Genomic DNA, 25,446 nt, shown 5'->3' on the forward strand with positions numbered 1-25,446 from the left:
AATTTGAAAGATGAAAAAGAAAATATACTGCAACTTTGTTGATTTTTGGCTTGGTTTTAATTATAAAACTTATTTCTGGTATTTGTCGGATGAATACGATTTGCAGATAGATAAAGAGCATCCGGATTATTTATTCTATTCCTGTTTTGGAAATGAACATTTGTTTTATGAAGACTGTATCCGGATTTTTTGGAGTGACGAAAACATTATGCCCGATCTTAATATATGTGATTATGCCTTAAGTTTGAGTAATCTTCAATGTGATGACAGAACTTTTCGGAAATATAGTGGATTTCTGTACAGAAAGGATTTTCACTTGGTTTTACCGCTTTTAAAAGAAGAAGCGTTGCTTAACCGTAAATTCTGCAATTTTGTTTATTCCAATAATATTTGTGCCGTCCCTTATCGGGAGTTGTTCTTTAAAACTTTATCCGGTTATAAACGGATTGATTCCGGTGGTGCTTTTTTGAATAATATGGGTAAAAAGGTAGGTGATAAGCAACAGTTCCTACACGAATATAAATTCACTTTAGCGATTGAAAACTCAAGCATGCCGGGGTATGTGACTGAAAAAATCCTGGCACCGTTCATGGCACAGTCGTTACCGCTATATTGGGGCAGCCCCACTGTCAGTTCGGATTATAATCCGAACTCGTTTGTTAATCTGATGAATTATTCTTCCATGGAAGAAGCTGTTGAGGAGGTTATCCGCCTGGACAAAGACGATGCCGCTTATCTGGATAAAATGATGACACCCTTTTGGCCTTATGGCACTAATTTTCAAGAATTTCGTGATAGTGAGATAAAAAAAATAAAAGATTTTTTCAGTCATATTTTTGAGCAACCATTGGATAAAGCCGGTCGTCGGGTATGTTATGGCCGTAATAAAATTACTATTCAGAAACAAAGGAGATATTATGCTCCGACATTTCTTGAATTGTCAAAATCTATGACCAAAAAACTATTGAAAAAGAAATAAGGGTGTTTTGAAATGTTAAGACCAGTCTTTTAACTTCAAAATAAGGGACTTTTACAATCAAAGGTCATGACCTTTTTTTAGGAAATAAGCAACTCATTCCCGGCCTAACACATAAAACAATGGATAAAAAAAATTATGCAGGCTTGCGGGAGGAGATCCGTTATCTTTTCCGACTTTTAAAGTGAATATTCAACAACAACCGGATCCGGTACGGACGGTTATGGAGATAGCTGTTTTTTTACGTGAATCGGGTGATATAGATAATGAACAATGGCATAAATTCTCACGACGTTTTTTTGCGGAATATCGTGATACGATCATGCAATATTACGGTTATGAAAGCCAGGTGTATTATACGCTACCCAGGGAACTGGTTTACCCGCGCTTCTTTATTGCAGTCATGTCGGTTTTACTGGAACTGGGTGTTATCAGATGTAAAAGGGGGAAATTGGCTAAAACGCTTTTCGGTATGTTTGGTTTTGACCAGGAGCTTTCCACCATCCGCAGATGGTTTTACGATATGCCTCCCGAATACGAAGATATTTTAACAACGTTTAAGGATTTGTTTCGCACACTAGAAATCAAGAAATAAATTATTAATTAGCTGGGAATGAGTTTGCTTTGTTCTTGTTTTCCCGGTTTTTAGTGTACTCCGCCCAGCGGTATACCGGATGTATATTTGCGCCGTAGGGTAAGCGGGCAGGAGTGTCCTGAATGATTTTTTGATCGCATGTCTCTTTGTATTAGTTATAATAATATTCATTCTATATTAAAGAGGCCGTACGAACCGTTGTCAAAGTAATGTCTTATAACCATCTTCTACCGTTTGATAATCAAAATTCGTAATCTGTCACAAAAGCGCGCTTTTACCTGTCACGTTTGAATTAGTAACTAAAAAGGTTGTAAAAATGAAAAAACGTAAGGAAAACATGACACCGGATTACCGGAAGTCGGGCTACCTGAAAGTGGGTAGAAGTGTGTTGCGCGCATTTTTTATGGGAGAACGCGATCTCCGTGAGTTGGCTAGTGTTTTACTCTGTGTCGAAACCTTTGCCTATTTCAGCGAAGGACAGGTTTGGCTGAACGATCAGGTTTATTTCTGTCATCCGGGAGAGTGGATCACTTCGTACACGGAGATCGAGGAACTAACGGGTATCGATCGCCGCCAGGTCAAGAAGTATCTGGTGAAGCTCGAAAAACAACATTTCGTGTTTGTGTCGAATGTCGGTTTTTACAAGCGGATTGCGTTGGTCAATTATGAACAATCCGTACAGGTGCAACATGGGGAACCGGTGGCACATAATCCGAACGGAACCGACCGGAATGATTCCGGCGGTAGCATCTGGGATGAAGCGATGAATTTTTATAATCCGGGTAATGATCAGAAAGGAGCGGTGAACTGATGAACACACAAAAGAACATGCAGTCTCAGCCGAACACGAACCTTCGACTGGAACAAGCCGTGATAGCCGGCTTGTTGGTGAGTCCGGAAGCGATATTCGATGTGGCGGACCGGTTACAGCCGGATATGTTCAGCGACAACCGGACCGGTTTTGTCTACCGGGCGGTACTTTCGCTGATGGCCTCCGGAACAGCTGTCGATATGCTGACCGTAGAGAATGAGATGCGACGGCTGGATAACGGCTTGTATATACAGTTGAACGGATTATCGTTTCTGTCGGATATGTTGCTGGACGTACGTAGCGATGCCCATATCCGCATTCATGCCGACGAGCTGGTCCGTTGTTATACCTTGCGTCAGCTGGTGAATGAGTTGAAGAAAAAAGAGACGGAGGCGCAATTGCCCTCCGCCGATGTTACAGCGTTGTTGACGGGGATAGAGGATCTGGCAGGCTCTTTACGTGATGGCATGGCACATGTCTCGTCGATGGAGAATGCCGGTGCGGTAGCAGCCCGTGTGTTGGATAAATCGTATCGTGAACAGGCTTTGCTTGAATCCGGGGAAATCAGCCGTCTCTTTTTCGGTTTGCACGACCTGGATACGATGACGGGAGGACTTTACAAAGAGGAATTGACGGTTGTTGCCGGACGTCCCTCCATGGGGAAATCGGCGGTAGCTCTATGGATGGCACTCCATCAGGCGCGGCAAGGTACGGCAGTCGCCTATTTTAGTGTGGAGATGAGCAAAGAGCAAAATGTGATGCGACTGCTTTCGATGATCAGCGGAGTCAATGCGGATAGCCTGCGTTTTAAAGGTACTACAGCCTCTGACCGTGCCCGGTTGGAAGAAGCAAAGAAGGAACTCGAGCGGTTGCCGCTCACCTTGGAGTATTGCGGATCGGATACGATCGAAGATATGCGTGCCAAAGCCCAGTCTTTGCATAAGAAAGGCTGGTTGGGAGTTTTATATATCGATTATCTGAATCTGATCAATATTATTCTATCAAAAAATGATTTGCAGGAGACAACTGATCTGGCCTTGGGCAACATCGCCCGTAAGGCGAAACTGATGGCGGAAGAGATGAAAATCCCGGTGGTTTTGCTGGCCCAGTTAAACCGTGATGTCGATCGCCGCCAGGGGAGTCATTTCCCGATGCTGAGCGATTTGCGCAATTCCGGTGCGATAGAACAGGTGGCGGATGGGGTCATATTCGTTTATCGTGCCGAGAAGTACAATATTTTTTATGATCCGAAGACAAAGGAAGATTTGCGGGGAGTGGGCATGTTGCTGGTTGCTAAAAACCGTAACGGGGCAACAGGAATAGCCAAATTCCGCTACAATCCGGCAATGACCTGCCTGACGGATTATGATCCGAGAGTGATATGATATCATAGAAGAAAGAACTAAATAAATCTTTAAAGCAATGATAAATGTTAATAAAAGTAAACGGGGGGGGGGGGGGTAACTCTCTAAACCAAAAGAAGTTATCAAAAAAAATCCAAAGAATTTATAGACAGGCTTTTGTCTATTTCTTATGGATCAGAAAATGGGGAAGAGCGCCCAGAAAGTTTATTATCGATACAGACCGGAAGCTGGTGTATTTGAATAATCCGAAAGTGGCTTGCTCTTCGATAAAAAAATCAATGTTCGGAGACCAACCGGATATCCATGATTTTGTGAACCCGTACACAGAATGGGAGTTGAACCGGGAAACCGGTCGGTATTATAAATTCACCTTTGTACGAAATCCTTACAAACGTCTGATTTCTTGTTTTGAAGATAAATGCATACAGCATCCGGATGATATTTGCTGGGACAGTTATTTGTTTTGCGGTTTGTTGCGTATACGTGATTTCAACCAATTTGTATACAGGATATTTTTACTTCCCGGTTGTTTGGCCGAGCCTCATTTTGCCGGACAGTACTTGTTGGTATACGACAGGCGCGGCAAGTGTCAGGTTGATTATATCGGTAAGGTTGAACATATAAAAGAAGAATATGAGCCGATCCGTGAACGTTTTAATCTTCTTCCGTTACCTCACATGAACCGGGCTGCTTCACTGACCGGAAGATGCTGGATGGATTATTACACTCCGTTTACGGCATGGCTCGTCTACCGGAAATACAAGAAAGACTTCATCGCTTTCGGATATGAAGATGAATACAGGAAGCTAAAGGAATATTTGAAAGGAAAGAAATGAAGTTATAGAAAATAATCGGATAGCTCACATCTGATAAATTATGAACCGGAAAGATCGAATAAAACAAGTGGCTCGTTTGGAGGAGGTCGTTGAACGCTACCTGCCTCTGAAGCGGGGTAGCAGTTCGGGGAAGACATTAACCGGGCTTTGCCCCTTCCATGCCGACCGTCATCCGTCGCTCTGTGTAAATATCCGTGAGCAGTATTATAAATGTTTTGCCTGCGGAGCGGGTGGAGACGTTTTCCGGTTTGTTCAGGAAATGGAAGGATGCGATTTCAGAAAAGCATTGGATATTCTTGCCGGATGGTACGGATTACCGGATACGGACGACATACCTTTGGCATATACTCCGGCAAAAAAAATGTCTCCCATAAAGCCGGAGGCACATACGATTGTCAGTCAGTTGCATATCGACCATTTATTGCGTAGCCACCGAATGATATCCGACCTGTTGGAAACCTATATTCCGGAAGCGGATATTCTCCGCGAAACATATAAAGCGTTTGAAATAGGAGTGGCTCCGGTTGCTTTGCCGGCTTCCTACGTTGATATGTGCGACCGTCTTATTTTCCCGATACGGAATGAACGGGGAGAGCTGGTGGCTTTTGCCGGACGGTACCGGGGAGAAACGAAAGGGACGGATATTCATAAATATGTTAATTCGCCGGACAGTCCGGTTTACCACAAAAGAGAGATTTTGTATGGCTTATATCAGGCCCGGGAAGCGATCCGCGAACATCATTTTGTTTTTGTCACCGAAGGGTATAAAGATGTGCTGGCCATGCATGCCGCGGGCTTCCGGAATACGGTAGCCTTGTGCGGAACGGCATTGACGGACCAACAGATTACCTTACTCAGCCGGTACACCCGTTACGCGATTATTATGCTCGATGGCGATGAAGCCGGGCAAACGAACGGGATACGATCGGCACGCTTATTGGTTGAAAAAGGCTTTTCGGTCGGCCGGATCGTTCTTGAGTCGGGACATGATCCGGATTCCCTGCTTTGTATGATGGGACGCGAAGATTTTACCGGATATATAAAAAGATGGACCCGTATCAGCCGGTTGGAAGTTTACGAAACCGACCTGCTCCGGCAGATAAAACAATTGTTGGCAGACTTACACCTGGCTTTGACAGTAGCGGAACGGACAGACTTATTTGCCCGCATGCTCCCTTTGCATAAACGTTTGGAAAAAGTTACACGGCTACTGGCACATTCTCCGGTAATGAAAGCGGAATGGCTATTGGACTAGTTATTGAAAATTAATGAAATAGGATATATGATTGTTGACCAGGAACGCAAAGTAATATACTTGCATAACCCGAAGTGCGGCGGAACATTTTTGAGGGATATTTATATCGAGAAGTATGGAAAAACAGATGCTACGAAATGGTGGAAGTTATTTTCCCATCAATACGGAGTTGATTTGGGGCATATAACGTATGATGATTTACCTCGTTTTATACCGGAATGGAAGGATTACAGGATTGTTACGATGATACGAAATCCTTATAATCGTTTTTATTCCGGAATAAAGGAACTGAAAAGCCAACTGGTTCCATTTGAGCTTTTTAGCATCAAATGCTCCGGGCATTTGATAGATGAAGAATGGTTGAGTTTGAACAAATTCCAAAAAACATATGAATTTTTGCGAAGTATCTGTCCCGGGACAGATACCCGTCTTCTGGTGAAGCGAGATTCAGCTTCACCAGAAGACACTTGTAAATATATTTCTTCATTGAAGCGTAGTAAACAGGATGTTCTTTTGCGAAACAAAAGAATTCCCTGGATAACTCCCCAAAGTTATTATATGGCAGAGAAAATAGAACTATTATGGTATGAGTCGGAAGACGATTGGGAAAAATTGCTGGACATTTTCGGATTGTCTGCGTATAAAGAGCGTTTGAAAATAGCAAAAGACTATGCGATACCGGACGCTATTTGCAGGATGATTGAAAAGCTTTATCCGGAAGACCGGGAGTTGTTTTCGATGTATGGTGATAAATAATAATAGAAATACTTTATATAAATGAAAATACTACATGTAATTCCTTTCCTGAGTGCTGAAAGCGGAGGACCGGCTGTCAGTACGCTGTTACCGGTCAGGTATTTGAATGGAATGGGGAAGGATATTGAAATTCTGACATTCCGCCCGTCTTCGAGGGAGACTGTGATATCTGATGAATCATTTATCCGTTATCTGCCGGAGTTGAAAGGCTGGCGGGGACGTGCAGGCTATTCTTCCCGTTTAAAGGAGGCGTTGGAGAAAAATGCCGGTACAGATGTTTATCATATACAGGGACTTTGGTTGTATTCGGTTTATCTGACTGCACACATGGCCTCTGAAAAGCGGAAACCCTATATAATCACTTTGCGCGGGATGCTTTATCCTGAAGCACTGAAACAATCAGCCGTTACAAAAAAACTGGCATTATCTTTTTTCCAGCGCCGGCAGTTACAGGAGGCTGCATGTGTGCAGGCCACTTGTGAGGAAGAGATGTACTATTACCGTGAGATGGGGTTTACAAATCCGGTCGCTATTATTCCAAACCCGGTCGAATTAGAACCGGTAGCAGACGCTGTTTCGAAACCGGATGACATCAAACGTTTCGGATACCTCGGCCGTATTCATCCGCGAAAACATATAGAGCGTTTGATCGATTGCTGGCAACGGTTGGACGAACCGGGCGAATTAGTGATAATGGGAAACGGAGAACCTGGCTATGTGGCTTATTTAAAGGAGAAAGTTGAAAAAGCACTGTTGAAACAGGTCCGTTTTACCGGGTTAGTGACGGGGGATGAAAAAAAACGGCTGCTTGCTTCTCTTTCCTGCCTGGTCGTTCCCAGCGACTTTGAAAATTTCGGACGTATTATACCTGAGGCTTTGATGCAGGGAATTCCGGTTATTGCATCGACAGGTACCCCGTGGCGGGAACTTGAAACTTGCCGGTGTGGCTGGTGGGTGAAGAATGATTCGGAGACTTTGACTGATACAATGCGTAAAGTGTTGGCGTGTGATAAAGCCTTGCTGGATGAAATGGGCGAGCGGGGACGGCAACTGGTGTTAAAGAAATATACTGTAGAAAAAGTATCCGGACAACTGGAAGTAATGTACGACTGGGTAACCGGGAAAATAGATAAACCGGATTTTATATATTATTGATGATGAAAATGCAATACACTTTAATCCCTTTTTCAAAGTATGTGTATGCTTTGGTGAGCAGGCAAAAAAACAAAAAAATAGATTTTTTTATTATCGGAGCACAGAAATGCGGAACGACTTCCCTGCATGATTATATGAATCAGCATCCTTTTTGTACGGGCGCTTTGAGAAAAGAAACATTGTTTTTTACGAAGAAATATCGGGGGACGGTGACTCTTGAAAGGTTAGTTGGCCATTTCTCTTTTAAGAAACTGATGAGGAACAGAGGTAAATGCCTGTTTTTCGAGTCTACTCCCGACAATGTTTATGAAGAGGCTGCTCCCGGCCGTATTTATAAATATAACCCGAAAGCAAAATTGATATTTCTGGTTCGCGAACCGGTGAGCCGCGCTATTTCCGAATATAATATGGCTTGTAAATACGCAATAGTTAAAAACTTGTGTGTCCGTGAAGACCCTGAACGCGAATATTTTGATTACCTGAGGCAACCGGATAAGTATCCTTTCGAATGGTTCGTCAAGGAAGAATTTCGAAGAATGGAAGAAACCGGTTCCCGCCTGCCTTCGGCATTCCATTATCCTGATTTTATTCGTCATGGCCTGTATAGCGAGCAGCTGGAAAGGTATCTTCAGTATTTCAGTCCGGAGCAAATATTGATTCTGGAAAGTAAAAGTTTGAAAACGGATAAGAGAAATACGTTGTCGGCTATAGAAGATTTTTTGGAACTACCCCATCATGAATGGTCTGAAAAAGACTTGGTAAACTCCAATATTGGAGTTTACACTCGTCAGGTACCTGACGAGTGTAAACTATTCCTAAAAAAATATTTTGAACCGTGGAATGAAAAGTTTTTTGAGTTGATCGGGCGAAGAATGGATTGGTAAAAAGTAGATATAAAATGGATATAAAAATTTCAGTAATAATTCCCATATACAACAGGACTTATTGTTTGGCCCGTTGCCTGGACTCTGTTTTGTTCCAGACATTTACAGATTGGGAATGTATTTTGATAGATGATGGTTCTACCGACGGGAGCTTATCGGTGTGCCGCCATTATGCAGAGACAGACTCCCGTTTCAGGGTATATAGTCAATCGAACAGTGGCGTTTCCGTTGCCCGCAACCGGGGGGTGGAATTGGCCCGGGGACAATACATTGCATTTATCGACAGCGATGATTGGGTGGAAAGGACTTATTTGCAACTATTATATGATGCAGTCGGCGAAGATACAATGTCGTTTTGCGGACAGGATGAATTTGACAGCCAGGGAGTACGAAGCAAGGAGATGCCGGTAAAAAGTGACGAATCGTTTTTGTTGGATAATAGTGGAGCGGACTTGATTGCTTATTATTTTTTTGATTCGAAGCTCTTGTTTGGACCTGTGAATAAATTGTATGCACGAAAGATCATCGAAGACTATCACATTCGTTTCCCTGTCGGTATCGATTGGGGAGAGGATACGATTTTTAATTATACGTATTATAGTCATGTCAGTAAGCTGAAAGGTGTGCCTTTTACTTTATATCATGTTATGAAACAAAAGGTTTCATTGACGACAGAGGCGAAATATGATTATTTCCTTTCTGATTCGAGACAAAAAAGATGGGATGGTTTCTCTGATTTTCTACAAAAGAAAGGTCTTAATCATCCCAGGCTGATGCTGGTTGCGGATAATTATTATATCTACCTCTTTTGTGAATCGACCGCCGGTTCGATTTTTGTACACGACCGATTGTCATGGATAGAACGTTATAAACGGATGAGAGGGTTAGTCATGAGTGCCGACCGGAGTAAATTCAAGAAGTATATCATTCGGCCGGGATCATTGGCCTATAAGTCTGTTGCTGTGTATTTCAGACTACCGGTTCTCCTCTTCTTGTTTTATGAAATCAAATATCTCTTTTTGAAAATCAAATAATCTATTAATAAATATTGAAGGATATGAATAAGAATGATTTGGCTAGAGAAATAGCGAGCCGCATGTCGGTAACGGTTACTATGGCTTCTCAATTAGTGGATACCCTGTGTGCCGTAGTTGGAGAATCGATCCGGAAGGATGAGTCTGTGTTGTTACAAAATTTCGGGCACTTTCAACCCTGGCAACAAAAAGAACGTTTCGGACGCAATCCGCGTACGGGTGTGGAATGTCCGATTCGTAAGCGAGTGAGCGTGAAATTTAAACCGGGAAAAGGGTTACTGGAACTATTGAATGAGAAACATGAAGATACAGACATATGTGATTAATTTGAAGCGATCCGCAGATCGCCGGGAGTATATCTTGAAAGAGACCGCCCGGTATGCCTGTATGGATGTCGAGCTGGTGGAAGCGGTAGACGGATACCGGCTTTTACCGGAAGAAACGGAGCGACTGTTTGATGTCAAACGCTTTACTTATCGTTATAAGCGGCATCCGTATCCGGGCGAGGTCGGATGTACCCTGAGCCATCAGGAATGTTATCGCCGGTTATTAAATTCGGACGAAGAGGTCGCATTGATATTGGAAGATGATATTGTTTTTCTTAAACCCGAGCTTGTGGATGCTGTCATGACTGAATGTTGCGAGATGCTGAAAAAAGAGAAAGGCGGTGTATTTATCTATTCTCTTTTGTCGGTGAGTTCTACCAGAGGGAGGGATATGGGAAACGGATATAGTATGTACCGGGTATGGTTCGGACTGGGAACTTATGTCTATCTGATACACCGGAATGTGGCGAAAAAACTGCTGACGGATTTCCCGTCGGTATTGGCTGACGATTATCAGTATATGAATTTGAAAGGAATAAAGGTGTATGGATTATTCCCGCTTTTTTCTACAGGTGACAGTATGGGGACGAATATTCAACAGGGCAAGCAAGATATAGAATACGTGACGGATATCCCCGTGCGCTATAGATTGCAGAATTTCTTCAGAGGCGGTTGCCGGCGATTATTGCTCTTATTACATATACTGTCTGTGAGATAACCGATTAATAAAATTAGATATATGAAAATAATCAATTATTTATTTGCTGTATTGTTTTGTTCTCTTTTATTCTCTTCTTGCGGAAAAGTAAAAGATATCGCTTACTTGCAAGGAGATGACCTGTTTAAGCGGATGGATGTCTCCGATTCCGTTGAAATAAAAATCAGGAAAAATGATATTTTGGATATTTCCGTCAGTTGTGCCGAACCTGAGTTATTACAGCCGTTTAACAACCTGTCATGGGGAAATAATTATTCCGGAAATTACGGAGCAGGATATAATAACCGTGGTTATCTGGTAGAACAGGACGGGACCATTAATTTCCCTCTGTTGGGAAGGCTCAAAATACAGGGATTGACCCGGCGTCAACTGATAGAGTTGATTCAGGACAAGCTGAAGAAAGGGGATTATATAAAAGATCCGGTAGTAACAGTTCGTTTTCAGAATTTTAGGATACAAGTGTTGGGCGAAGTGAATCGTCCCGGTTCATATAACATCACTTCTGATCAGGTCACTCTGTTTGAGGCTTTGGCGCTTGCCGGTGATTTGACAATCCATGGACGTCGTAACCGGGTTGCCGTGGTCAGGGAAACGGATGGCGTACGGACGATTCTGTATCATGACCTGCGTTCGAGGGATGTTTTCAATTCTCCTGATTTTTATTTGCAGCAGAACGACCTGGTCTATGTGGAACCTAACCGGGTACGGGCGGAAGCAAGTACCCAGAATCAGTTCACCAACGTCGGCACCTGGTTGTCTTTGATTTCGTTCCTGATGTCAACCTGCGTACTTATCTTTAAATAAAATACTTATGAATGATGATAAGCCTTATATAGAAGAATGGCATTTGAAAAGCGAGTTGAATATTCGTAAAGTTTGGGATGTATTGTTGGCCAAATGGCATTGGTTTGCGTTGTCGGTGTTCATCTGTCTGATGCTGGCTTTTGTTTACATACGTACTGTCCCGGTTGTTTATAAGCGGGAAGCTGTCGTCCAGTTAAAAAATACAGCGAAATCGGAGGAAGCCTTCAATGAAAAACAGTTGTTCGAGGATGGCAATAATATCGACGGGGAGATTCTGATTTTTAAATCCCGTTTGTTGATGGGCGAAGTTATACGGCGGTTAGGATTGGATATCAACTATTCTGTGGATGACGGGTTGAAAAGCAGGGATTTATATACCGACTCTCCGGTGGAAATCAGTTTTCCGGATTCTTCTTTTTCCCAACCGGCTGTTTTTTCCGTTATCCCTTTGCCGGAAGGCGGCTTCCGGATAAAAGGACTGGAGGATGATCCGGATGGTGTGATGAAATATACTTTTGGCACGCCGCAGAATAGCCCGCTGGGCAGGATGATTGTCAGGCGTACTTCTTTTTTCAATGACGAATGGCTGGATGTTCCGATACAGGTAACATGTAGCGATCGTAAATCGCTTATCAGTTTATATCTGGACGGGCTCGAAGTCGAGCGGTCGGCTAAAGATGTCAATCTATTGACGCTCACTTACCAGGATACGGATGCAAAGCGGGGAGAGGATATCCTGAATACGTTGATACAAGCGTATGTGGATGAGTCGATGCAGGATAAAAACATGATTATTCGTAGTACGGCACTTTTTATTGACGAACGTTTGCAGTTGATCAATGAAGAATTGGGTGATGTGGAGAATAATATCGAAAACTACCGGAAACAGAATCAATCGGCGGATTTGGCTGAAGAAGCTAAAATCTATCTGGGAAACCGGAACAGGCATGATATGGAGGTCACCGAATTGACCAACCAGAGAGAATTGGTTGAATTGGTGCAGATGTATCTGCATGACCCGTTGAAAAACGAACATTTGCTTCCGGCTAATACCGGTATAACGAGTGTCGGTGTAGAGGGAATGATCGATAAATATAACGCGACATTACTGGAACGGAATAAGTTGACGGTAAATGCAGGTGACAATAGTCCTGCCGTGAAAGAACGAAGCAGCCAATTGGCCTCCTTACGGAATGCTATCGCCCAAAGCCTGAGAAATACGAAAGAGGCGATCGATATGAAGCTGGATTATACCCGTAGAATGCAGATGCTTGAAATCGGGAAGATCAGTAGTATTCCGACTCAGCAGAAATATGTTTTGTCGGTGGAGCGTCAACAGAAAATTAAAGAGGAACTGTTTCTCTATCTGTTGAATAAACGGGAAGAAAACGCCTTGTCGCTGGCTACGGCCGACAGTAATCTGCGTATTGTGGACGGGGCCTATGCGGCCGGAATGGCGGGAGCTAATGCCCTGATCGTTTTGTTGGCTGCCTTTCTGGTTGGTTTATTGGTTCCCGGTTTATGCTTCTATATCCGTCAGTTACTCGATGTAAAAGTACGTGGACGTAGAGATATTGAGGAGAATCTGACCATTCCTTTTCTGGGGGAAATACCTCGTAAATCGAAAAAATCAGGTTTGGTAGTGGTACACGAACAAGGGCGCGACGCTGTTTCGGAGGCGTTCCGTGTCATTCGTTCCAATCTGGACTTTATGCTGAGCAAGAAAGGAGAAGTACAGACGATCATGTTTACTTCATTTAATCCGGGTTCGGGGAAAACTTTTATTTCAGCCAATTTGTCTGTGGCATTAGCATTGGCCGGTAAGCGGGTTATTTTGTTGGAAATGGATATTCGTAAAGGTTCGGCAAAGAGTGGAGATGGAACTGTGCCGGCAGGGATAACTAATTATTTATCCGGCAAGGTGTCGGATGTGAGGGATATTATCCGAAAAAGTGAATGGCATGAAACATTGGATGTTATTACTTCCGGGCCTGTCCCCCCCAATCCGGCAGAATTATTGCTCGGCAATCGTCTGGATATGCTGATGGCGGAATTAAGAAGGGAATATGACTTTATTCTGATAGATACTGTCCCTTACGGAGTAGTGGCGGATGCACAGGTAATTAACCGGGTTGCCGATTTATGTATTTATGTGATTCGTGAAGGACGTTTCGACCGGCGGTTATTGCCGGATGTCGAGAAACTTTATACGGATGGTAGATTGTCACATATGGCTGTTGTTCTGAATGAAGTCTGTTATGAACAGGCTGGGTATTACGGTTATTATGGTTATTATGGCTATGGATACGGAAATAAAAAGGAATAGTGATGAAAATAAAGACTTATATAATAAATATGAAAGAATCTGTCGAACGAAGAGAACGGGTTCTGAAGGAGGTCTCCCGCTATTCTTTCCTGGATATCGAATGGGTGGAGGCTGTGAACGGGAAGCAACTCATGGAGGTACAGATAGGACAGTTATTTGACCGAAAAAGATTTTATTCAAGATATGACCGCGAACCGCTACCTGGAGAAATTGGCTGTACGCTAAGCCATAGGGAGTGCTATCGCAGATTACTTTGGTCGGATTGCAAATATGCGTTGATCTTGGAAGATGATGTTTTTTTTCAGCATCCCGATGATGTTAATTGGATATTTGGAAATATGGATAAAGTAATGATTTCTAATAAAAGTTGTATTATCACACTGGCTTCCCATCAGCTTTATTTCACGAAAGATATTTCTAAGTTAGGAAGTTATTCTTTTTACCGGTTCATAAAAGCCGTGGGAACTTGTGCCTATTTGGTGAACCGGCATGCTGCTGAAAAATTATTAGCGGTCAACAAACCATTTATTGTTGCCGATGATTTTGAATATATGTTCAGGCATGGGATTTATCTGTTAGGGATATATCCGTATCTGGCATTTGGAGCTTCTTCCGAACAGCTGGTTGAGTCGGAAATAATCCAGGATCGCAAATCATCAGGAATACGAAAGACTTCCTTTAAGTATAGAATGACCAGATTTTTTGATTACAAATTATATGGTTTATTATGGCGGTTGAAAATCGTGAAATTCAGAGTGTAAATGGGCTATCACATTAATTGAAAATGATCGGATGATACGTTTGTTTGCATTATATCTACTTTATTTATTTCAGAAAATCAGATATCTGGGCCGGGTTAATCTGGTCGGGTTCAGCATAATCCTTGCATTCAGGAACTCGTCTATTTCGATCGGTAAAGGGTCCGGACTCTGTAGTACGCCGGTATATAATTTGTTAGGTATGTATCAAAGGACGATACTGGTGGCAAGGCACGGAGGAACTATACATATCGGGGAAAATGTCGGTATATCCGGCTCCACGATTTACGCTATGAAAGAGATACGGATAGGAAATAATACGTTCATAGGGGCCAACTGTAAAATCGTAGATAATGATTTCCATGCATTTGAGCCGGGATTGAATTTTACGACCGATCCTCTTCATCTGAAAATGAAACCGGTTTCGATCGGTGAGAACTGCTTTGTCGGGATGAATTCGATCATTCTGAAAGGAACCGTTATCGGAAAAAACTCGATTATAGGAGCCGGTAGTGTGGTGTGTGGCAAATTTCCGGAAAACGTTGTGATTGCCGGAAATCCAGCCAGGATAATAAAGTATAGGAGTATTGACAGTAAAGAATAATCAGATGAAAATTTCATTTATAGTGGTAGATATCACCGCCAAAGCCGGAACGGAAAGAACGACAACCTTATTAGCGAATACATTGCTGAAAAAGGGCCATGAGGTGCGGATCATTTCTCTATTCCGGCAGAATATATCACCGGCTTTCTTTCTTGAAAAAGAGGTGGATATTGTTTATGTAACCTGTGAATCGTATTCTAATCACAGTCCTTTAATTAAGCGTTTATTACGGATAATCCGGTCTTTCTTTTCTTTTCGCGAAATGATGCGTAAAAATGATTCCGGCCTGTTTATAGGGCAGAATTTCTTAGCCAATCTGTATTTGTATTTTTCAGGTTTTTCGAAAAAGTCGATTGCCTGCGAACATAACTTGTATGATATCTATCCTTCGCCCATTCTTTTTTTTCGGGAATATGTCTATCAGTCGTTTTATAAAATGGTGTCTCTCACCGAGAAGGATGCCGATAAATTCAGACGGAGGCTGAAAAATGTCGAAGTCATACCTAATATGTTGACTTTTACACCAAAAGGGAAAGCTGATCTGACATCAAAAAGAATCCTCTCGATAGGCCGTCTTTCTAACCAGAAAGGATATGACTTATTACTGGAAGCTGTCAAATATATCTGGAAAGATTATCCTGACTGGCATCTGGATATTTTCGGGGAAGGAGAGATGCATGCTTTTTTAGCGGAAAAGATAAAGAGGTATAATATGGAACAATATGTATTCCTGAAAGGGTATACGCAAGATGTAATTTCTGAATATTTGTCTTCTTCCATTTATGTCATGTCTTCCCGTTTTGAAGGTTTTCCAATGAGTCTTTTAGAGGCGACTTCCTGCGGACTACCGGTTGTTTCTTTCGATTGTCCGGAAGGGCCTGCCGATATAATAGGAGAGGATAGAGGAATCCTGGTTCCACCGGAGGATATATCCGGATTAAAGACGGCTCTTATAAAGTTGATGGATAGTCTCGATAGGAGAAATGAGTATGGGGAGAACGGTAGATCGTTCGTACTTCAAAACTATAATTCTGAAGCAGTTTATAAGAAATGGGATATGCTATTCCAATCTTTTGTTAATTCTCAGAGTAAATAGAATATAGGTTCATTATTAATTTAATTCACAATTAACATGAAAACAGCGTTAGTTTGTGGCGCCGGTGGTTTCATCGGTAGCCATATGGTTAAACGCCTCAAAAATGAGGGGTATTGGGTAAAAGGTGTCGATTTGAAGTATCCGGAATTTTCACCGACGGAAGCCGATGATTTTATGATCGGTGACTTACGCGACACGGATGTATGTAACCGTGCCGTCGACCGCAAGTTCGACGAAATCTATCAGTTTGCTGCCGATATGGGGGGCGCCGGTTTTGTTTTTACCGGTGAGAATGATGCCGATATTATGCATAATTCGGTGATGTGTAACATCCATATGATGGATGTGGCTTATAAACGGAATGCGGGAAGAATTTTCTATTCGTCTTCTGCCTGTATCTATCCGGAACGTAACCAGATGGATGCTTTGCATCCGACTACTTCAGAGGATTCGGCTTATCCGGCAGGACCAGACAGCGACTACGGTTGGGAGAAACTATTCAGTGAACGTATGTATATGGCTTACCATCGTAATAAGGGGTTGGATGTACGTATTGCCCGTTTCCATAATATTTTCGGTCCGGAAGGAACCTGGGAGGGCGGACGTGAGAAGTCGCCGGCCGCTTTTTGCCGTAAGGTGGCTGAAACGCCTGATGGCGGAACGATCGAGATGTGGGGGGACGGCAATCAGACCCGTTCGTTTCTTTATATCGATGAATGCCTGGAAGGTGTGCGCCGCCTGATGAGTCAGGATGCGTTTATGGGACCGGTAAATATCGGTTCGGACGAGATGATCAGCATCAACGGCCTGGCGGAAATGGTGATGGAGATTGCGGGGAAGAATTTGAATATAAAACATATTCCCGGTCCGCTGGGAGTTATGGGACGTAACTCGGATAACCGTCTGATTAAGGAGAAACTGGGCTGGGCACCTAACTGGCCGTTGTCTAAAGGGATGGCATTGACCTACCGATGGATAAATGAACAAGTACAGAAAAAGAATAAATGAAAATAGTCTGTATCTCACAGGTCTACTGGCCGGACACTGCTTCCGTGGCACAACATTTGGTTGATTTGCTGCAAGCTCTGTCCGACCACGGACATGATGTTACTGTCATCACCAGCCGTCATAATTATGAGCATCCGGAAATAATGTATCCGGCTATGGAACATCATAACGGAGTCCGCATTCACCGTCTGTCTAATACCGGGTTCGGTAAAAAGACGAAGCTGGGACGTTTGGCGGATTTCCTGAGTTTCAATGTTCTGATAAGTTGTAAATTATTATTATTAAAACGGTCTGAATGCGATGCGATGATAGGGTTAACGAGTCCGCCTTTGTTATCGTATCTTGGGATAAGAGCAGCGAAAATGAAAAATATACGTTTTGTATATTGGACAATGGATCTGCAGCCGGAGTTATCGTTGGTAGCCGGTTATATGAAAGCCGGTTCTATTCCTGCGAAAAGCATGCAGAAATGCGGGGATTATGTCTTTCATCAGTCTGATAAAATTATTGTATTGGATGATTATATGAAGCAGCATATCAACCGGCGTTTACACACAGAAAAGTCCGGAATAGATGTGATTCCCGTGTGGCCGGTTATGACGGCTGTTTTTGAAGGTGGACGAATGGAGAATCCGTTCCGGATAGAAAACGGTTTTGGGGACAGGATCGTGATTATGTATTCCGGTAATCATTCTGTCATGCATCCGTTGACTACGTTACTGGATGCTGCGGTCAGGCTGAAAGAGGATGGGCGTTTTTTGTTTGTTCATATTGGAGGCGGAGTCCGTCTGCAGGAAGTACGTGAATACAAAGAAAAATACCGGTTGGATAATATCCTGATTTTACCTTATCAACCGCGTGAAAAGATTCATTTGTCATTAGGTTCGGCAGATATCCAGGTGGTTTCTTTAGGGGAAGGTTGTGTCGGTTTTACGCATCCGAATAAGATCTATGGAGCGATGTTCATTAGTAAGCCTGTATTGTATATCGGCCCTGAGCAATCCCATATAACGGATATTTTGTGTCGTTGTCCCGGAAATATTTCCGTCTCCCATGGTGAGTCGGATTTGTTGGTGCAGAAAATAGTGGCTTTTGCCGAAATGGATAACTCCGAACGTAGCCGGGTTGGAATACGGAACCGGAGATATGCGGAAACTTATTTGCGTCCGGATATTTTATTGGAGAAAATGATAGGTTCGATAGAGTCTGAGTTTTTATAATATTAATGGAAAGAATATATGATTTATTCTGTTTTATCGGATAGATTGGGTAATATTTTATTTGAGATTGCAGCGGGTATTTCGTTGGCAAGGCGGTTGAATGTCCCTTTTAAAGCTTTTGTCGGGCAGGAGGACTATCGGTATGTTGAGTATGTTCTTCAGTATAAAAAATCAATCTTACGTAAGATTGATTTTGCGGAAAGTCTTCCGCAAAATCAAAAAGTATATAATGAACCGTTTTTTCATTATCGGGCATTACCGGATGAGAAGGATTTGACAGTTTATGGATATTTTCAGTCAGAGAAATATATTGATAAAGATTTTATCCGGGATTTATTTGCTATAGATGAGGAAACGAAATTGTATATAAGACATAAATATCAGGATATACTGAATAAAAAACCGGTTTCTGTGCATGTCCGGAGAGGAGATTATATGCAATCGAAATTGTATTATGCTGTTTGTCCGGTCAGATATTATAAAAAAGCAATGCGATTATTTTCACCAACGACTGATTATTTGATTTTTAGCGATGACATAGACTGGTGTAAAAAACATTTTAAGGGGAAGCATTTTTATTTTTCTGAAAATGAATCACCATCAGTCGATTTGTATCTGCAAAGTTTTTGCAGGCATCATATCATCAGTAATTCCACGTTTGCCTGGTGGGGAGCCTGGTTGGATTCGTCTCCGGATAAACGGGTTATCTGTCCTGAATCATGGTTTGAAATACTTTATAGGACTAATGATATAAAAGATTTATATCCGGAGGAATGGAGCAAATTGCGGATTCGCAAGACTATTTTCGAATGGATAGATTTATATATGTATGCTATAAGTCATTATCGTTATGTGTATTATAAAAAAATAAAAAAACTTATAGCCAAGTTATTCATATGAGAATCGGGATATTATATATCTGTACGGGACGTTACTCTATCTTTTGGAAGAAATTTTATCAGAGTACTGAAAAGTCTTTTATGCAGGGGCTCCCCTGCATCCGTGAATACTACGTGTTCACGGACAATCCATGCTTATATGGAGAAAAAAAGAATAAGCGTATCCATCGTATTTATCAGGAAAATCTAGGATGGCCGGATAATACGTTGATGCGTTTCAGTATGTTTTTAAAAATAAAGGAACGGCTGGAAAAGGAAACGGATTATCTTTATTTTTTCAATGCCAATATGGTTATACGGGAGAAGATCGGTAAAGAGTTTTTACCGGAGGAAAGTTCCAACGGATTGGTCGGGCTAATACATTCTGGGGGTTATGATCGTGAGGTGAACGAATTCACCTATGACCGGAATGAAAAATCGACAGCTTATATTCCTTACGGAGAAGGCCGTTATTATTATGCCGGTGGGTTAAACGGCGGTAGGACTCCTGCCTTTTTGAAGATGGCGGAGACTCTCAGGGATAATACGGAAGAAGACAAAAGAAACGGAGTGATGGCTCTTTGGCATGATGAATCGCATATCAACCGTTATTTTTTAGATCATCCGCCTTATTCATTAACTCCGGCTTACTGTTATCCGGAGGGCTGGAACATGCCTTTCCCGCAGATTATACTTTTATTGGATAAAAGCTTTATCTGTGGCGGTCATAAATATTTACGCGGAGGTAAAAGGAATTTCCATGATTACACGAGTTATTTGAAGCGCAGTTTGGTGAGGTTTGCCAGAAAGGTTATAGGGGTATTGCGTGGTTTTGGTCTTTAGTCGGATACTTTAATAAATGAATACTTATTTGTATAACCTTGGATTTAGTGCATTTGTACTTTTAATCATCTATAAATCCGATGGATATTTGTGAAAAGTTAAGTTTGTACTATAACGTACCGGTGAAACCTGGAGAAACTTTGCTTTTTTTGATGAAGTACAAATGTGTATACCAGCTATTTCTTCTTTGCATTAGGAAATAAAATAATGTCGATGACGATCTGAACATTTTTCATAAAATAAACGCAGGTTGTGCAACTAGGATATCCAATTTGATTATTCTATCTTTGTACAACCTGTTTTATTTATAGATGGGTTGTGTCTTATTGTTGAATTAAAATTTAATAGATAATTATGGATACCCCGAGATACAAAACGATTATCAGCGTATTGAACTCTTCTAATGAAGGATTCGACGAATATATAGAAATGAGTAAAAGAATCAGCCTGTTTGTGGAGACAGACGGGGCGAGTGAGGCTAATGGCATGATGGAGGAAAGCTATGTTGCCCAGTATACCGTACTTCAGGACATACTTTATAAACAGGCGTTGGAAAAGAAAAAGAACGAATCGTGTTGATGCGGTTCGTCAGGATCGACTTGCAGAAAGGGGATATCTTTGAAATAGTTATTGATTAGAAAAAAACATTCACTAAATTAGTGAATAATACTTTTGTTGTATTATCTTTGTAGAAACAAACAGAACTATGACTATAGAATACGAAAAAGATTATTTGAAAGAACTATATGAAAGTGGTAAATGTAAAAACAAGAAATATCGTTTTGATGCTGCTGTCATTAAAAAATATCAAAAACGTATTGATACATTAATGGCTGCTACACGAATTGAGGATTTGTTTGTTTTGAACTCTTTAAATATTGAAGCTCTTCAAGGATTAAAGGATCATTTTTCTATACGAATAGATTACCATTATCGGTTAGAATTTAAAATTCGTACAGATGCAGCAGAAGTCATATTAACTGTTTGTATAGTAACAGATATAACTAATCATTATCAATAATAGGTATGGATACAATAAAAAGATTACCGACTCATCCGGGGGATGTGTTAAAAGAAGAATTGGAATTCCGTAAGATTTCTCAAAAGAAGTTCTCGGACTTGTTAGGAGTACCTTATACAATGTTGAATGAAATATTGAATGGTAAACGTTCTGTTACCAGTGATTTTGCATTAATGGTAGAAGCTGCTTTAGGTATTAATCCTGAATTACTTATTAATATGCAAACACGTTATAATATGGCTTTAGCCCGTGAAAAGAGCAATCTTTCTGAACGGTTGAAAGAAATACGGACAATTTGTGCATCGTTATTATAGTATAAGCTAAAGTCTGATGCCGGATTAATCCAGCATCAGACTCATATATGATTCCCGGTTCGGGTATCCCATAACGATCCGGGTGAGTGTCTGGATGTCCATATCCTTCAGATTCTGTTCTGTAAACGGACTGTCTTTATGGGTGGACAGCCAATGATGTATCAGGCGCTCGGTGTCGATTACGCGGGCCATTCCGACCGGACGGGTTGCCGGTACGACCGGAGGTGTTTTATAGATAGCTTTATTCACGTTGTTTTGCAAAGTGGCCTCTTGCAGTAAGAGGTTGGCTACCCGGTCGTCATCATAAACAAACTCTTTTACGTAGACCTGTTTCTTATCTTCGGAAAGTCCGGGTGTATGATCCGGCGGAAGAGTGAAGGCCATCCCTATCGGTTGGTCTTTTTCGTTTAATGCTGTCAGCATTTGTCCGCCATCCAGTTGCAGGTCGCGAAGAATGGTGACAAAGTCATCTTTGGTGTGGAGGACACAACATTGTCTTTCGCGGATTTTACGGTTGAAATAGTCGTACAGTTGATCCAGGGAAGGAACTTCCGGTGGTACAACGGTTATCTGAGGAGCGTAGACCGGTATTTCCGGACGTATATACGTATCCTCGGAGTAGTCGAACGTTTCCGTGTATCCCAGTTCCCGGTAGTAATCGAATAACCAGGGATCGGCAGGAATCAGTGCCGCTACGGCAACCGAACGGTATTTCATTTCATCGAAAGCCTTTTGCATCAGTTGTTTCATCAGGCCTTTTCCACGCATGGAAGGCAGGGTACAAGCTCCGGAAATATAGGCTACGGATATTTCCGTACCATAATAAGTCATGGTATAAGGCAGCATCTGCAAGGCAGATACTACCTGTCCGTCCTTTTCGATGACCAGTGTATTTTCTTCTTTGTATACCCGGTCGAAATAAAGGCGTATGAACTCTTCCGTATCATTGAAGGAGAGACGCCACAGATCGATTATTTGCTGCTTGTTCATCTTGTTTGTTGTTTTGCGTTTTCTTAATCGCGGCATTCTTTTCCAATAGTATGACCGGGTTATAAGAAAGTTTTGCTTGACGCAATCCCGGGATGCCGAGGTCTTCTTCGCGGTTGACGTAGACGAACTCTTCCGGTAGGCGTGAAGCGAATTCCTGATTGATAACAGTGTAAGCGCCTTCATAGTTCACATCCGCCTTTTCCACATGCACGCCGAAGGTGTCGTGATTGATCTGTGCACCGAAGGTGAAAGCTATTACTTTGCCGTCCACCAGCAATGCTCCTCCGAGCAGGCCCAGTTCGTCGTAATGGTTGAGCGCGTAAGTCATCGAAATACGTTCGAAGTTCAGGTCTTCCGCATCATCTTCCGTCTCATTGGCTTTGTACCATTTACATTCCAGCTTTAAGCATTGCGGAATCAGTTCCGGAGTGATGGGGGCGTATTCGTATTCATATCTTTTCTTGAAATTATTGATATGGTTACGCTTGGATTGGAACTTCTTGCCTTTCAGCAATGCCAGGTCTTCACGCAGATAGATATAATCGAAATAATCGCGTTCGGGGATATAGAAAAATCCGCCGGGCAGCGCTTCCTCCAGGATGTCTTTGGCATCCGGTGTGACGCCTAGCATACAGAGTGGGTGTCCGTGTTCCAGTGAATCGGCTTCGAGTAACTCCAACGCGTGTTTCAGGTCTCCTTTTCCGGCAGGTGTCATATAGACCAACCGGCTTTTATCTTCTATCCAGAAACGGATCAACAGGAAACCGTCGACAACGGCAAACTCCGTGTCGTACAGGAAACGCCAGCTACAGATATTGGCAAACGAGTAATCGCAATTGCGATAATTGTGAGGATAGATAAATGACGTAATAAGTTCTTTATCCTCTATTGTAATTGGTTTAAAAGGAATCTTCATACTTTTCTTTTTGTCGTACAAATATAAAACTAATAAATGTCCGTTAATGTTTAAAACGGAAATAATAAAGGCAGCACAAATATCATAATAATTCCCATAATAATTTGCAGCGGGAGCCCGACTTTTACGTAATCCATGAAAGTATATTTACCGGCCGACATCACAAGTGCATTGGGCGGTGTAGAGAACGGCGAGGCAAAACACATGCTGGCACCTACCGTAACGGCAAGCAGGAACGGGTAGGGGCTTACACCGATGGATATGGCAGACTGTAATGCGATGGGGGCTACGAGTACGGCAGTTGCCGTATTACTGATAAACATCGTCAGCAACGAAGTCGTGAAATAGATCCCTGCCATCAGGACCAACGGACCGTAATTACCCAGTCTTCCGACAAGTCCTTCGGAAATAAGCGACGATGCTCCTGTTTTCTCCAATGCCAGCGACATCGGTAGCATGGCGGCTATCAGGACGATACTTTCCCAGTTGATTGTCTTGTAGGCATCTTCCACATTCCGGAAGCATCCGGTCAGTACCATCAGTATGGCGGCTATCAATACGGCAGCGACCGGAGGGATAGGGATAAAGTCGAATACCATGGCGGCGATCATCAGGACCATGATACCGGCTGCAACGGGGGCTTTATAATCGAGTGTCACTTTGGAGGCCTCTTCGACAGGCTGGCCGAGTACTACCCATTGTGACTGCTTCTTGCTCATACGGGCAATATCGTCCCAGGTCCCTTGTATCAGCAGGATATCGCCGGCATGCATCTTTATATCTTTCACATCGGAAAGGATATATTCGTTTCCGCGTTCTATTCCCAGAATGTTTACGGAGTATTTATCACGGAAGCCGGAGTCTTTAACGGCTCTGTTGATCAGTTTGGAGTCGGGCATCAAGAGGACTTCGGCAATACCGATTTCGCGAACGCTCAGTTTCTCGTTATCTCCGGTAAATTCCGAAACTTTCGATTCCGTCAGGTCCAGCCGGTTCTCTTTTACGAATTTGTCTATATTATGGTAGTCTCCGAATACATATAATATATCTTCTTCCTGAATTTCCGTTTCGGGGCCTGCCAGTTTCTGGTCGACTGTCTTCATGAAGCGGCTTTGTGAGGAAGACTTGCGCCGTATTTCCAGAATGGTGAGGTTGTAGAGGCTGGTGATATTTAATTCATGCAGTTTCTTATTCTTTACCAATGAGTCTTTGTGAACACGTACACGGTACAGGTTATCGGAAAGGCTGTATTTTTTTGACAGTTCCTGGGGTGAACGTCCGGTAGATGTATCATTCTTTTTGGTATCTTCTTTCTTTGACAGAAACCATTTGCTGAGTGGGATCAGAACAATGAGGCCTACCGTTATACAGACTATACCGATCGGGGTGAACGAGAAAAAAGAGAGATCATTGTATCCGGCATTGGAAAGAGCTTCCTGCACCACAAGGTTAGGAGGCGTACCGATCAGGGTGGCCATGCCTCCCATACTACTTGCAAATGCAAGCGGCATAAGGAAACGGCTCGGACTGATGTTGGCATTGACTGCCATACTGACAACAATAGGGAGCATCAGCGCGACTGTCCCGGTGTTGCTGACGAATGCGCCGATAAAAGCTGTCACCAGCATGATTAATATGAATAGCTTGATTTCGCTTGTACCTGCCAGATGAAGTATTTTACTGCCGATCATTTTTGCCAGTCCGGTTTTGAAGATAGCTCCGCCTACGACAAACAAACCGACCATCATGATGACAACGGAATTGGAGAAACCGGAAAGCGCTTCCTCCGGTGTGAGGATATTAAACACCATTAACAAGACCAGTGCACAAAGTGCAACAAGGTCTGAACGTATTTTTCCATTGACAAAAAAGACTGCCGACAGGGCCAGAATAATAAGAGTTGTTATCATAAAATGTACTTAAAATGGTTTTTACTGAAACGAATTCCTCCAGTATAG

General features: G+C 42.4%; 27 protein-coding genes. 24 read left to right on the top strand and 3 right to left on the bottom strand.

The window, feature by feature from the left end:
- The first annotated feature begins 10 nt into the window (after positions 1-10).
- From HMPREF1535_RS16625 to HMPREF1535_RS16740, 24 genes are all read left to right on the top strand, one after another.
- Positions 11-979: a glycosyltransferase family 10 domain-containing protein gene (locus HMPREF1535_RS16625; protein WP_046146880.1), complete on the top strand. Its 969-nt coding sequence runs from the start codon at positions 11-13 to the stop codon at positions 977-979.
- Positions 980-1,160: 181 nt separating this feature from the next.
- Positions 1,161-1,571 (top strand): hypothetical protein, encoded by a 411-nt coding sequence (locus HMPREF1535_RS16630; protein ID WP_232312624.1) that lies wholly within the window; start codon positions 1,161-1,163, stop codon positions 1,569-1,571.
- A 316-nt stretch (positions 1,572-1,887) separates the two neighbouring features.
- On the top strand, positions 1,888-2,382 hold the full coding sequence (locus tag HMPREF1535_RS16635; RefSeq protein WP_007659198.1) for a hypothetical protein: 495 nt from the start codon (positions 1,888-1,890) through the stop codon (positions 2,380-2,382).
- Positions 2,382-3,767 carry a replicative DNA helicase gene (locus HMPREF1535_RS16640; RefSeq protein WP_010803435.1) on the top strand — a complete coding sequence of 462 codons (1,386 nt, stop codon included), beginning with the start codon at positions 2,382-2,384 and terminating at the stop codon, positions 3,765-3,767. The genes HMPREF1535_RS16635 and HMPREF1535_RS16640 overlap by 1 nt, the downstream gene beginning before the upstream one ends.
- Before the next feature lie 44 nt (positions 3,768-3,811).
- On the top strand, positions 3,812-4,582 hold the full coding sequence (locus HMPREF1535_RS16645; protein WP_046146881.1) for a sulfotransferase family 2 domain-containing protein: 771 nt from the start codon (positions 3,812-3,814) through the stop codon (positions 4,580-4,582).
- 40 nt (positions 4,583-4,622) lie between these two features.
- On the top strand, positions 4,623-5,837 hold the full coding sequence (locus tag HMPREF1535_RS16650; RefSeq protein WP_046146882.1) for a DNA primase: 1,215 nt from the start codon (positions 4,623-4,625) through the stop codon (positions 5,835-5,837).
- 27 nt (positions 5,838-5,864) lie between these two features.
- Positions 5,865-6,593 carry a sulfotransferase family 2 domain-containing protein gene (locus HMPREF1535_RS16655; RefSeq protein WP_046146883.1) on the top strand — a complete coding sequence of 243 codons (729 nt, stop codon included), beginning with the start codon at positions 5,865-5,867 and terminating at the stop codon, positions 6,591-6,593.
- A 21-nt stretch (positions 6,594-6,614) separates the two neighbouring features.
- A complete protein-coding gene (locus HMPREF1535_RS16660; RefSeq protein ID WP_046146884.1) occupies positions 6,615-7,748 on the top strand; it encodes a glycosyltransferase in 1,134 nt (377 codons plus the stop codon).
- An 8-nt stretch (positions 7,749-7,756) separates the two neighbouring features.
- Complete coding sequence (locus HMPREF1535_RS16665) at positions 7,757-8,632, top strand: sulfotransferase domain-containing protein (protein WP_121719548.1); 876 nt, start codon at positions 7,757-7,759, stop codon at positions 8,630-8,632.
- A gap of 14 nt (positions 8,633-8,646) precedes the next feature.
- Positions 8,647-9,666 (top strand): glycosyltransferase, encoded by a 1,020-nt coding sequence (locus HMPREF1535_RS25120; RefSeq protein WP_052716728.1) that lies wholly within the window; start codon positions 8,647-8,649, stop codon positions 9,664-9,666.
- 23 nt (positions 9,667-9,689) lie between these two features.
- Positions 9,690-9,992, top strand: a complete 303-nt coding sequence (locus HMPREF1535_RS16675) for an HU family DNA-binding protein (protein WP_010803429.1) — start codon at positions 9,690-9,692, stop codon at positions 9,990-9,992.
- Complete coding sequence (locus tag HMPREF1535_RS16680; RefSeq protein ID WP_046146885.1) at positions 9,967-10,710, top strand: glycosyltransferase family 25 protein; 744 nt, start codon at positions 9,967-9,969, stop codon at positions 10,708-10,710. The genes HMPREF1535_RS16675 and HMPREF1535_RS16680 overlap by 26 nt, the downstream gene beginning before the upstream one ends.
- Before the next feature lie 21 nt (positions 10,711-10,731).
- On the top strand, positions 10,732-11,514 hold the full coding sequence (locus HMPREF1535_RS16685; RefSeq protein WP_010803427.1) for a polysaccharide biosynthesis/export family protein: 783 nt from the start codon (positions 10,732-10,734) through the stop codon (positions 11,512-11,514).
- A 7-nt stretch (positions 11,515-11,521) separates the two neighbouring features.
- Positions 11,522-13,840 carry a GumC family protein gene (locus HMPREF1535_RS16690; protein ID WP_046146886.1) on the top strand — a complete coding sequence of 773 codons (2,319 nt, stop codon included), beginning with the start codon at positions 11,522-11,524 and terminating at the stop codon, positions 13,838-13,840.
- Between the two features lie 2 nt (positions 13,841-13,842).
- Positions 13,843-14,601: a glycosyltransferase family 25 protein gene (locus tag HMPREF1535_RS16695; RefSeq protein ID WP_010803425.1), complete on the top strand. Its 759-nt coding sequence runs from the start codon at positions 13,843-13,845 to the stop codon at positions 14,599-14,601.
- 31 nt (positions 14,602-14,632) lie between these two features.
- Positions 14,633-15,202 (top strand): acyltransferase, encoded by a 570-nt coding sequence (locus tag HMPREF1535_RS16700; protein WP_046146887.1) that lies wholly within the window; start codon positions 14,633-14,635, stop codon positions 15,200-15,202.
- Positions 15,203-15,206: 4 nt separating this feature from the next.
- Entirely contained in the window at positions 15,207-16,298 is a 1,092-nt protein-coding gene (locus HMPREF1535_RS16705) for a glycosyltransferase family 4 protein (protein ID WP_046146888.1), read from the top strand.
- Between the two features lie 36 nt (positions 16,299-16,334).
- A complete protein-coding gene (locus tag HMPREF1535_RS16710; RefSeq protein ID WP_046146889.1) occupies positions 16,335-17,306 on the top strand; it encodes an NAD-dependent epimerase/dehydratase family protein in 972 nt (323 codons plus the stop codon).
- The gene (locus HMPREF1535_RS16715) at positions 17,303-18,526 is read left to right on the top strand and encodes a glycosyltransferase family 4 protein (protein ID WP_046146890.1); all 1,224 of its coding nucleotides are present in this window, start codon (positions 17,303-17,305) and stop codon (positions 18,524-18,526) included. The genes HMPREF1535_RS16710 and HMPREF1535_RS16715 overlap by 4 nt, the downstream gene beginning before the upstream one ends.
- Positions 18,527-18,544: 18 nt before the next feature.
- On the top strand, positions 18,545-19,426 hold the full coding sequence (locus HMPREF1535_RS16720) for an alpha-1,2-fucosyltransferase (RefSeq protein WP_046146891.1): 882 nt from the start codon (positions 18,545-18,547) through the stop codon (positions 19,424-19,426).
- On the top strand, positions 19,423-20,247 hold the full coding sequence (locus tag HMPREF1535_RS16725; protein WP_010803421.1) for a family 6 glucosyltransferase: 825 nt from the start codon (positions 19,423-19,425) through the stop codon (positions 20,245-20,247). Before HMPREF1535_RS16720 ends, HMPREF1535_RS16725 begins: the two co-directional genes overlap by 4 nt.
- 354 nt (positions 20,248-20,601) lie before the next feature.
- Positions 20,602-20,826, top strand: coding sequence for a hypothetical protein (locus HMPREF1535_RS16730; RefSeq protein ID WP_007659224.1), 225 nt, complete (start codon positions 20,602-20,604; stop codon positions 20,824-20,826).
- A gap of 127 nt (positions 20,827-20,953) precedes the next feature.
- Complete coding sequence (locus HMPREF1535_RS16735) at positions 20,954-21,268, top strand: type II toxin-antitoxin system RelE/ParE family toxin (protein WP_010803420.1); 315 nt, start codon at positions 20,954-20,956, stop codon at positions 21,266-21,268.
- A gap of 5 nt (positions 21,269-21,273) precedes the next feature.
- On the top strand, positions 21,274-21,582 hold the full coding sequence (locus HMPREF1535_RS16740; RefSeq protein ID WP_007659226.1) for a HigA family addiction module antitoxin: 309 nt from the start codon (positions 21,274-21,276) through the stop codon (positions 21,580-21,582).
- Positions 21,583-21,606: 24 nt separating this feature from the next.
- Here the strand turns inward: HMPREF1535_RS16740 and HMPREF1535_RS16745 are convergent, their stop codons facing one another.
- Genes HMPREF1535_RS16745 through HMPREF1535_RS16755 form a run of 3 tightly spaced genes read right to left on the bottom strand, consistent with a single transcriptional unit; the run spans position 21,607 to position 25,398 of the window.
- Positions 21,607-22,572, bottom strand: a complete 966-nt coding sequence (locus HMPREF1535_RS16745) for a GNAT family N-acetyltransferase (RefSeq protein WP_010803419.1) — start codon at positions 22,570-22,572, stop codon at positions 21,607-21,609.
- A complete protein-coding gene (locus HMPREF1535_RS16750) occupies positions 22,526-23,488 on the bottom strand; it encodes a DUF2156 domain-containing protein (protein WP_046146892.1) in 963 nt (320 codons plus the stop codon). Before HMPREF1535_RS16750 ends, HMPREF1535_RS16745 begins: the two co-directional genes overlap by 47 nt.
- A 50-nt stretch (positions 23,489-23,538) precedes the next feature.
- Positions 23,539-25,398 (bottom strand): SLC13 family permease, encoded by a 1,860-nt coding sequence (locus tag HMPREF1535_RS16755; protein ID WP_046146893.1) that lies wholly within the window; start codon positions 25,396-25,398, stop codon positions 23,539-23,541.
- Between the last annotated feature and the right edge of the window lie 48 nt (positions 25,399-25,446).

It is taken from the genome of Parabacteroides goldsteinii DSM 19448 = WAL 12034, assembly GCF_000969835.1.
Lineage (GTDB): Bacteria > Bacteroidota > Bacteroidia > Bacteroidales > Tannerellaceae > Parabacteroides > Parabacteroides goldsteinii.

Coding starts and splice junctions, on each gene's coding strand:
- HMPREF1535_RS16625 (WP_046146880.1), top strand. CDS start 11: ATGAAAAAGAAAATATACTGCAACTTTGTTGATTTTTGGCTTGGTTTT.
- HMPREF1535_RS16635 (WP_007659198.1), top strand. CDS start 1,888: ATGAAAAAACGTAAGGAAAACATGACACCGGATTACCGGAAGTCGGGC.
- HMPREF1535_RS16640 (WP_010803435.1), top strand. CDS start 2,382: ATGAACACACAAAAGAACATGCAGTCTCAGCCGAACACGAACCTTCGA.
- HMPREF1535_RS16645 (WP_046146881.1), top strand. CDS start 3,812: ATGTTAATAAAAGTAAACGGGGGGGGGGGGGGTAACTCTCTAAACCAA.
- HMPREF1535_RS16650 (WP_046146882.1), top strand. CDS start 4,623: ATGAACCGGAAAGATCGAATAAAACAAGTGGCTCGTTTGGAGGAGGTC.
- HMPREF1535_RS16655 (WP_046146883.1), top strand. CDS start 5,865: ATGATTGTTGACCAGGAACGCAAAGTAATATACTTGCATAACCCGAAG.
- HMPREF1535_RS16660 (WP_046146884.1), top strand. CDS start 6,615: ATGAAAATACTACATGTAATTCCTTTCCTGAGTGCTGAAAGCGGAGGA.
- HMPREF1535_RS16665 (WP_121719548.1), top strand. CDS start 7,757: ATGCAATACACTTTAATCCCTTTTTCAAAGTATGTGTATGCTTTGGTG.
- HMPREF1535_RS25120 (WP_052716728.1), top strand. CDS start 8,647: ATGGATATAAAAATTTCAGTAATAATTCCCATATACAACAGGACTTAT.
- HMPREF1535_RS16675 (WP_010803429.1), top strand. CDS start 9,690: ATGAATAAGAATGATTTGGCTAGAGAAATAGCGAGCCGCATGTCGGTA.
- HMPREF1535_RS16680 (WP_046146885.1), top strand. CDS start 9,967: ATGAAGATACAGACATATGTGATTAATTTGAAGCGATCCGCAGATCGC.
- HMPREF1535_RS16685 (WP_010803427.1), top strand. CDS start 10,732: ATGAAAATAATCAATTATTTATTTGCTGTATTGTTTTGTTCTCTTTTA.
- HMPREF1535_RS16690 (WP_046146886.1), top strand. CDS start 11,522: ATGAATGATGATAAGCCTTATATAGAAGAATGGCATTTGAAAAGCGAG.
- HMPREF1535_RS16695 (WP_010803425.1), top strand. CDS start 13,843: ATGAAAATAAAGACTTATATAATAAATATGAAAGAATCTGTCGAACGA.
- HMPREF1535_RS16700 (WP_046146887.1), top strand. CDS start 14,633: ATGATACGTTTGTTTGCATTATATCTACTTTATTTATTTCAGAAAATC.
- HMPREF1535_RS16705 (WP_046146888.1), top strand. CDS start 15,207: ATGAAAATTTCATTTATAGTGGTAGATATCACCGCCAAAGCCGGAACG.
- HMPREF1535_RS16710 (WP_046146889.1), top strand. CDS start 16,335: ATGAAAACAGCGTTAGTTTGTGGCGCCGGTGGTTTCATCGGTAGCCAT.
- HMPREF1535_RS16715 (WP_046146890.1), top strand. CDS start 17,303: ATGAAAATAGTCTGTATCTCACAGGTCTACTGGCCGGACACTGCTTCC.
- HMPREF1535_RS16720 (WP_046146891.1), top strand. CDS start 18,545: ATGATTTATTCTGTTTTATCGGATAGATTGGGTAATATTTTATTTGAG.
- HMPREF1535_RS16725 (WP_010803421.1), top strand. CDS start 19,423: ATGAGAATCGGGATATTATATATCTGTACGGGACGTTACTCTATCTTT.
- HMPREF1535_RS16730 (WP_007659224.1), top strand. CDS start 20,602: ATGGATACCCCGAGATACAAAACGATTATCAGCGTATTGAACTCTTCT.
- HMPREF1535_RS16735 (WP_010803420.1), top strand. CDS start 20,954: ATGACTATAGAATACGAAAAAGATTATTTGAAAGAACTATATGAAAGT.
- HMPREF1535_RS16740 (WP_007659226.1), top strand. CDS start 21,274: ATGGATACAATAAAAAGATTACCGACTCATCCGGGGGATGTGTTAAAA.
- HMPREF1535_RS16745 (WP_010803419.1), bottom strand. CDS start 22,572: ATGAACAAGCAGCAAATAATCGATCTGTGGCGTCTCTCCTTCAATGAT.
- HMPREF1535_RS16750 (WP_046146892.1), bottom strand. CDS start 23,488: ATGAAGATTCCTTTTAAACCAATTACAATAGAGGATAAAGAACTTATT.
- HMPREF1535_RS16755 (WP_046146893.1), bottom strand. CDS start 25,398: ATGATAACAACTCTTATTATTCTGGCCCTGTCGGCAGTCTTTTTTGTC.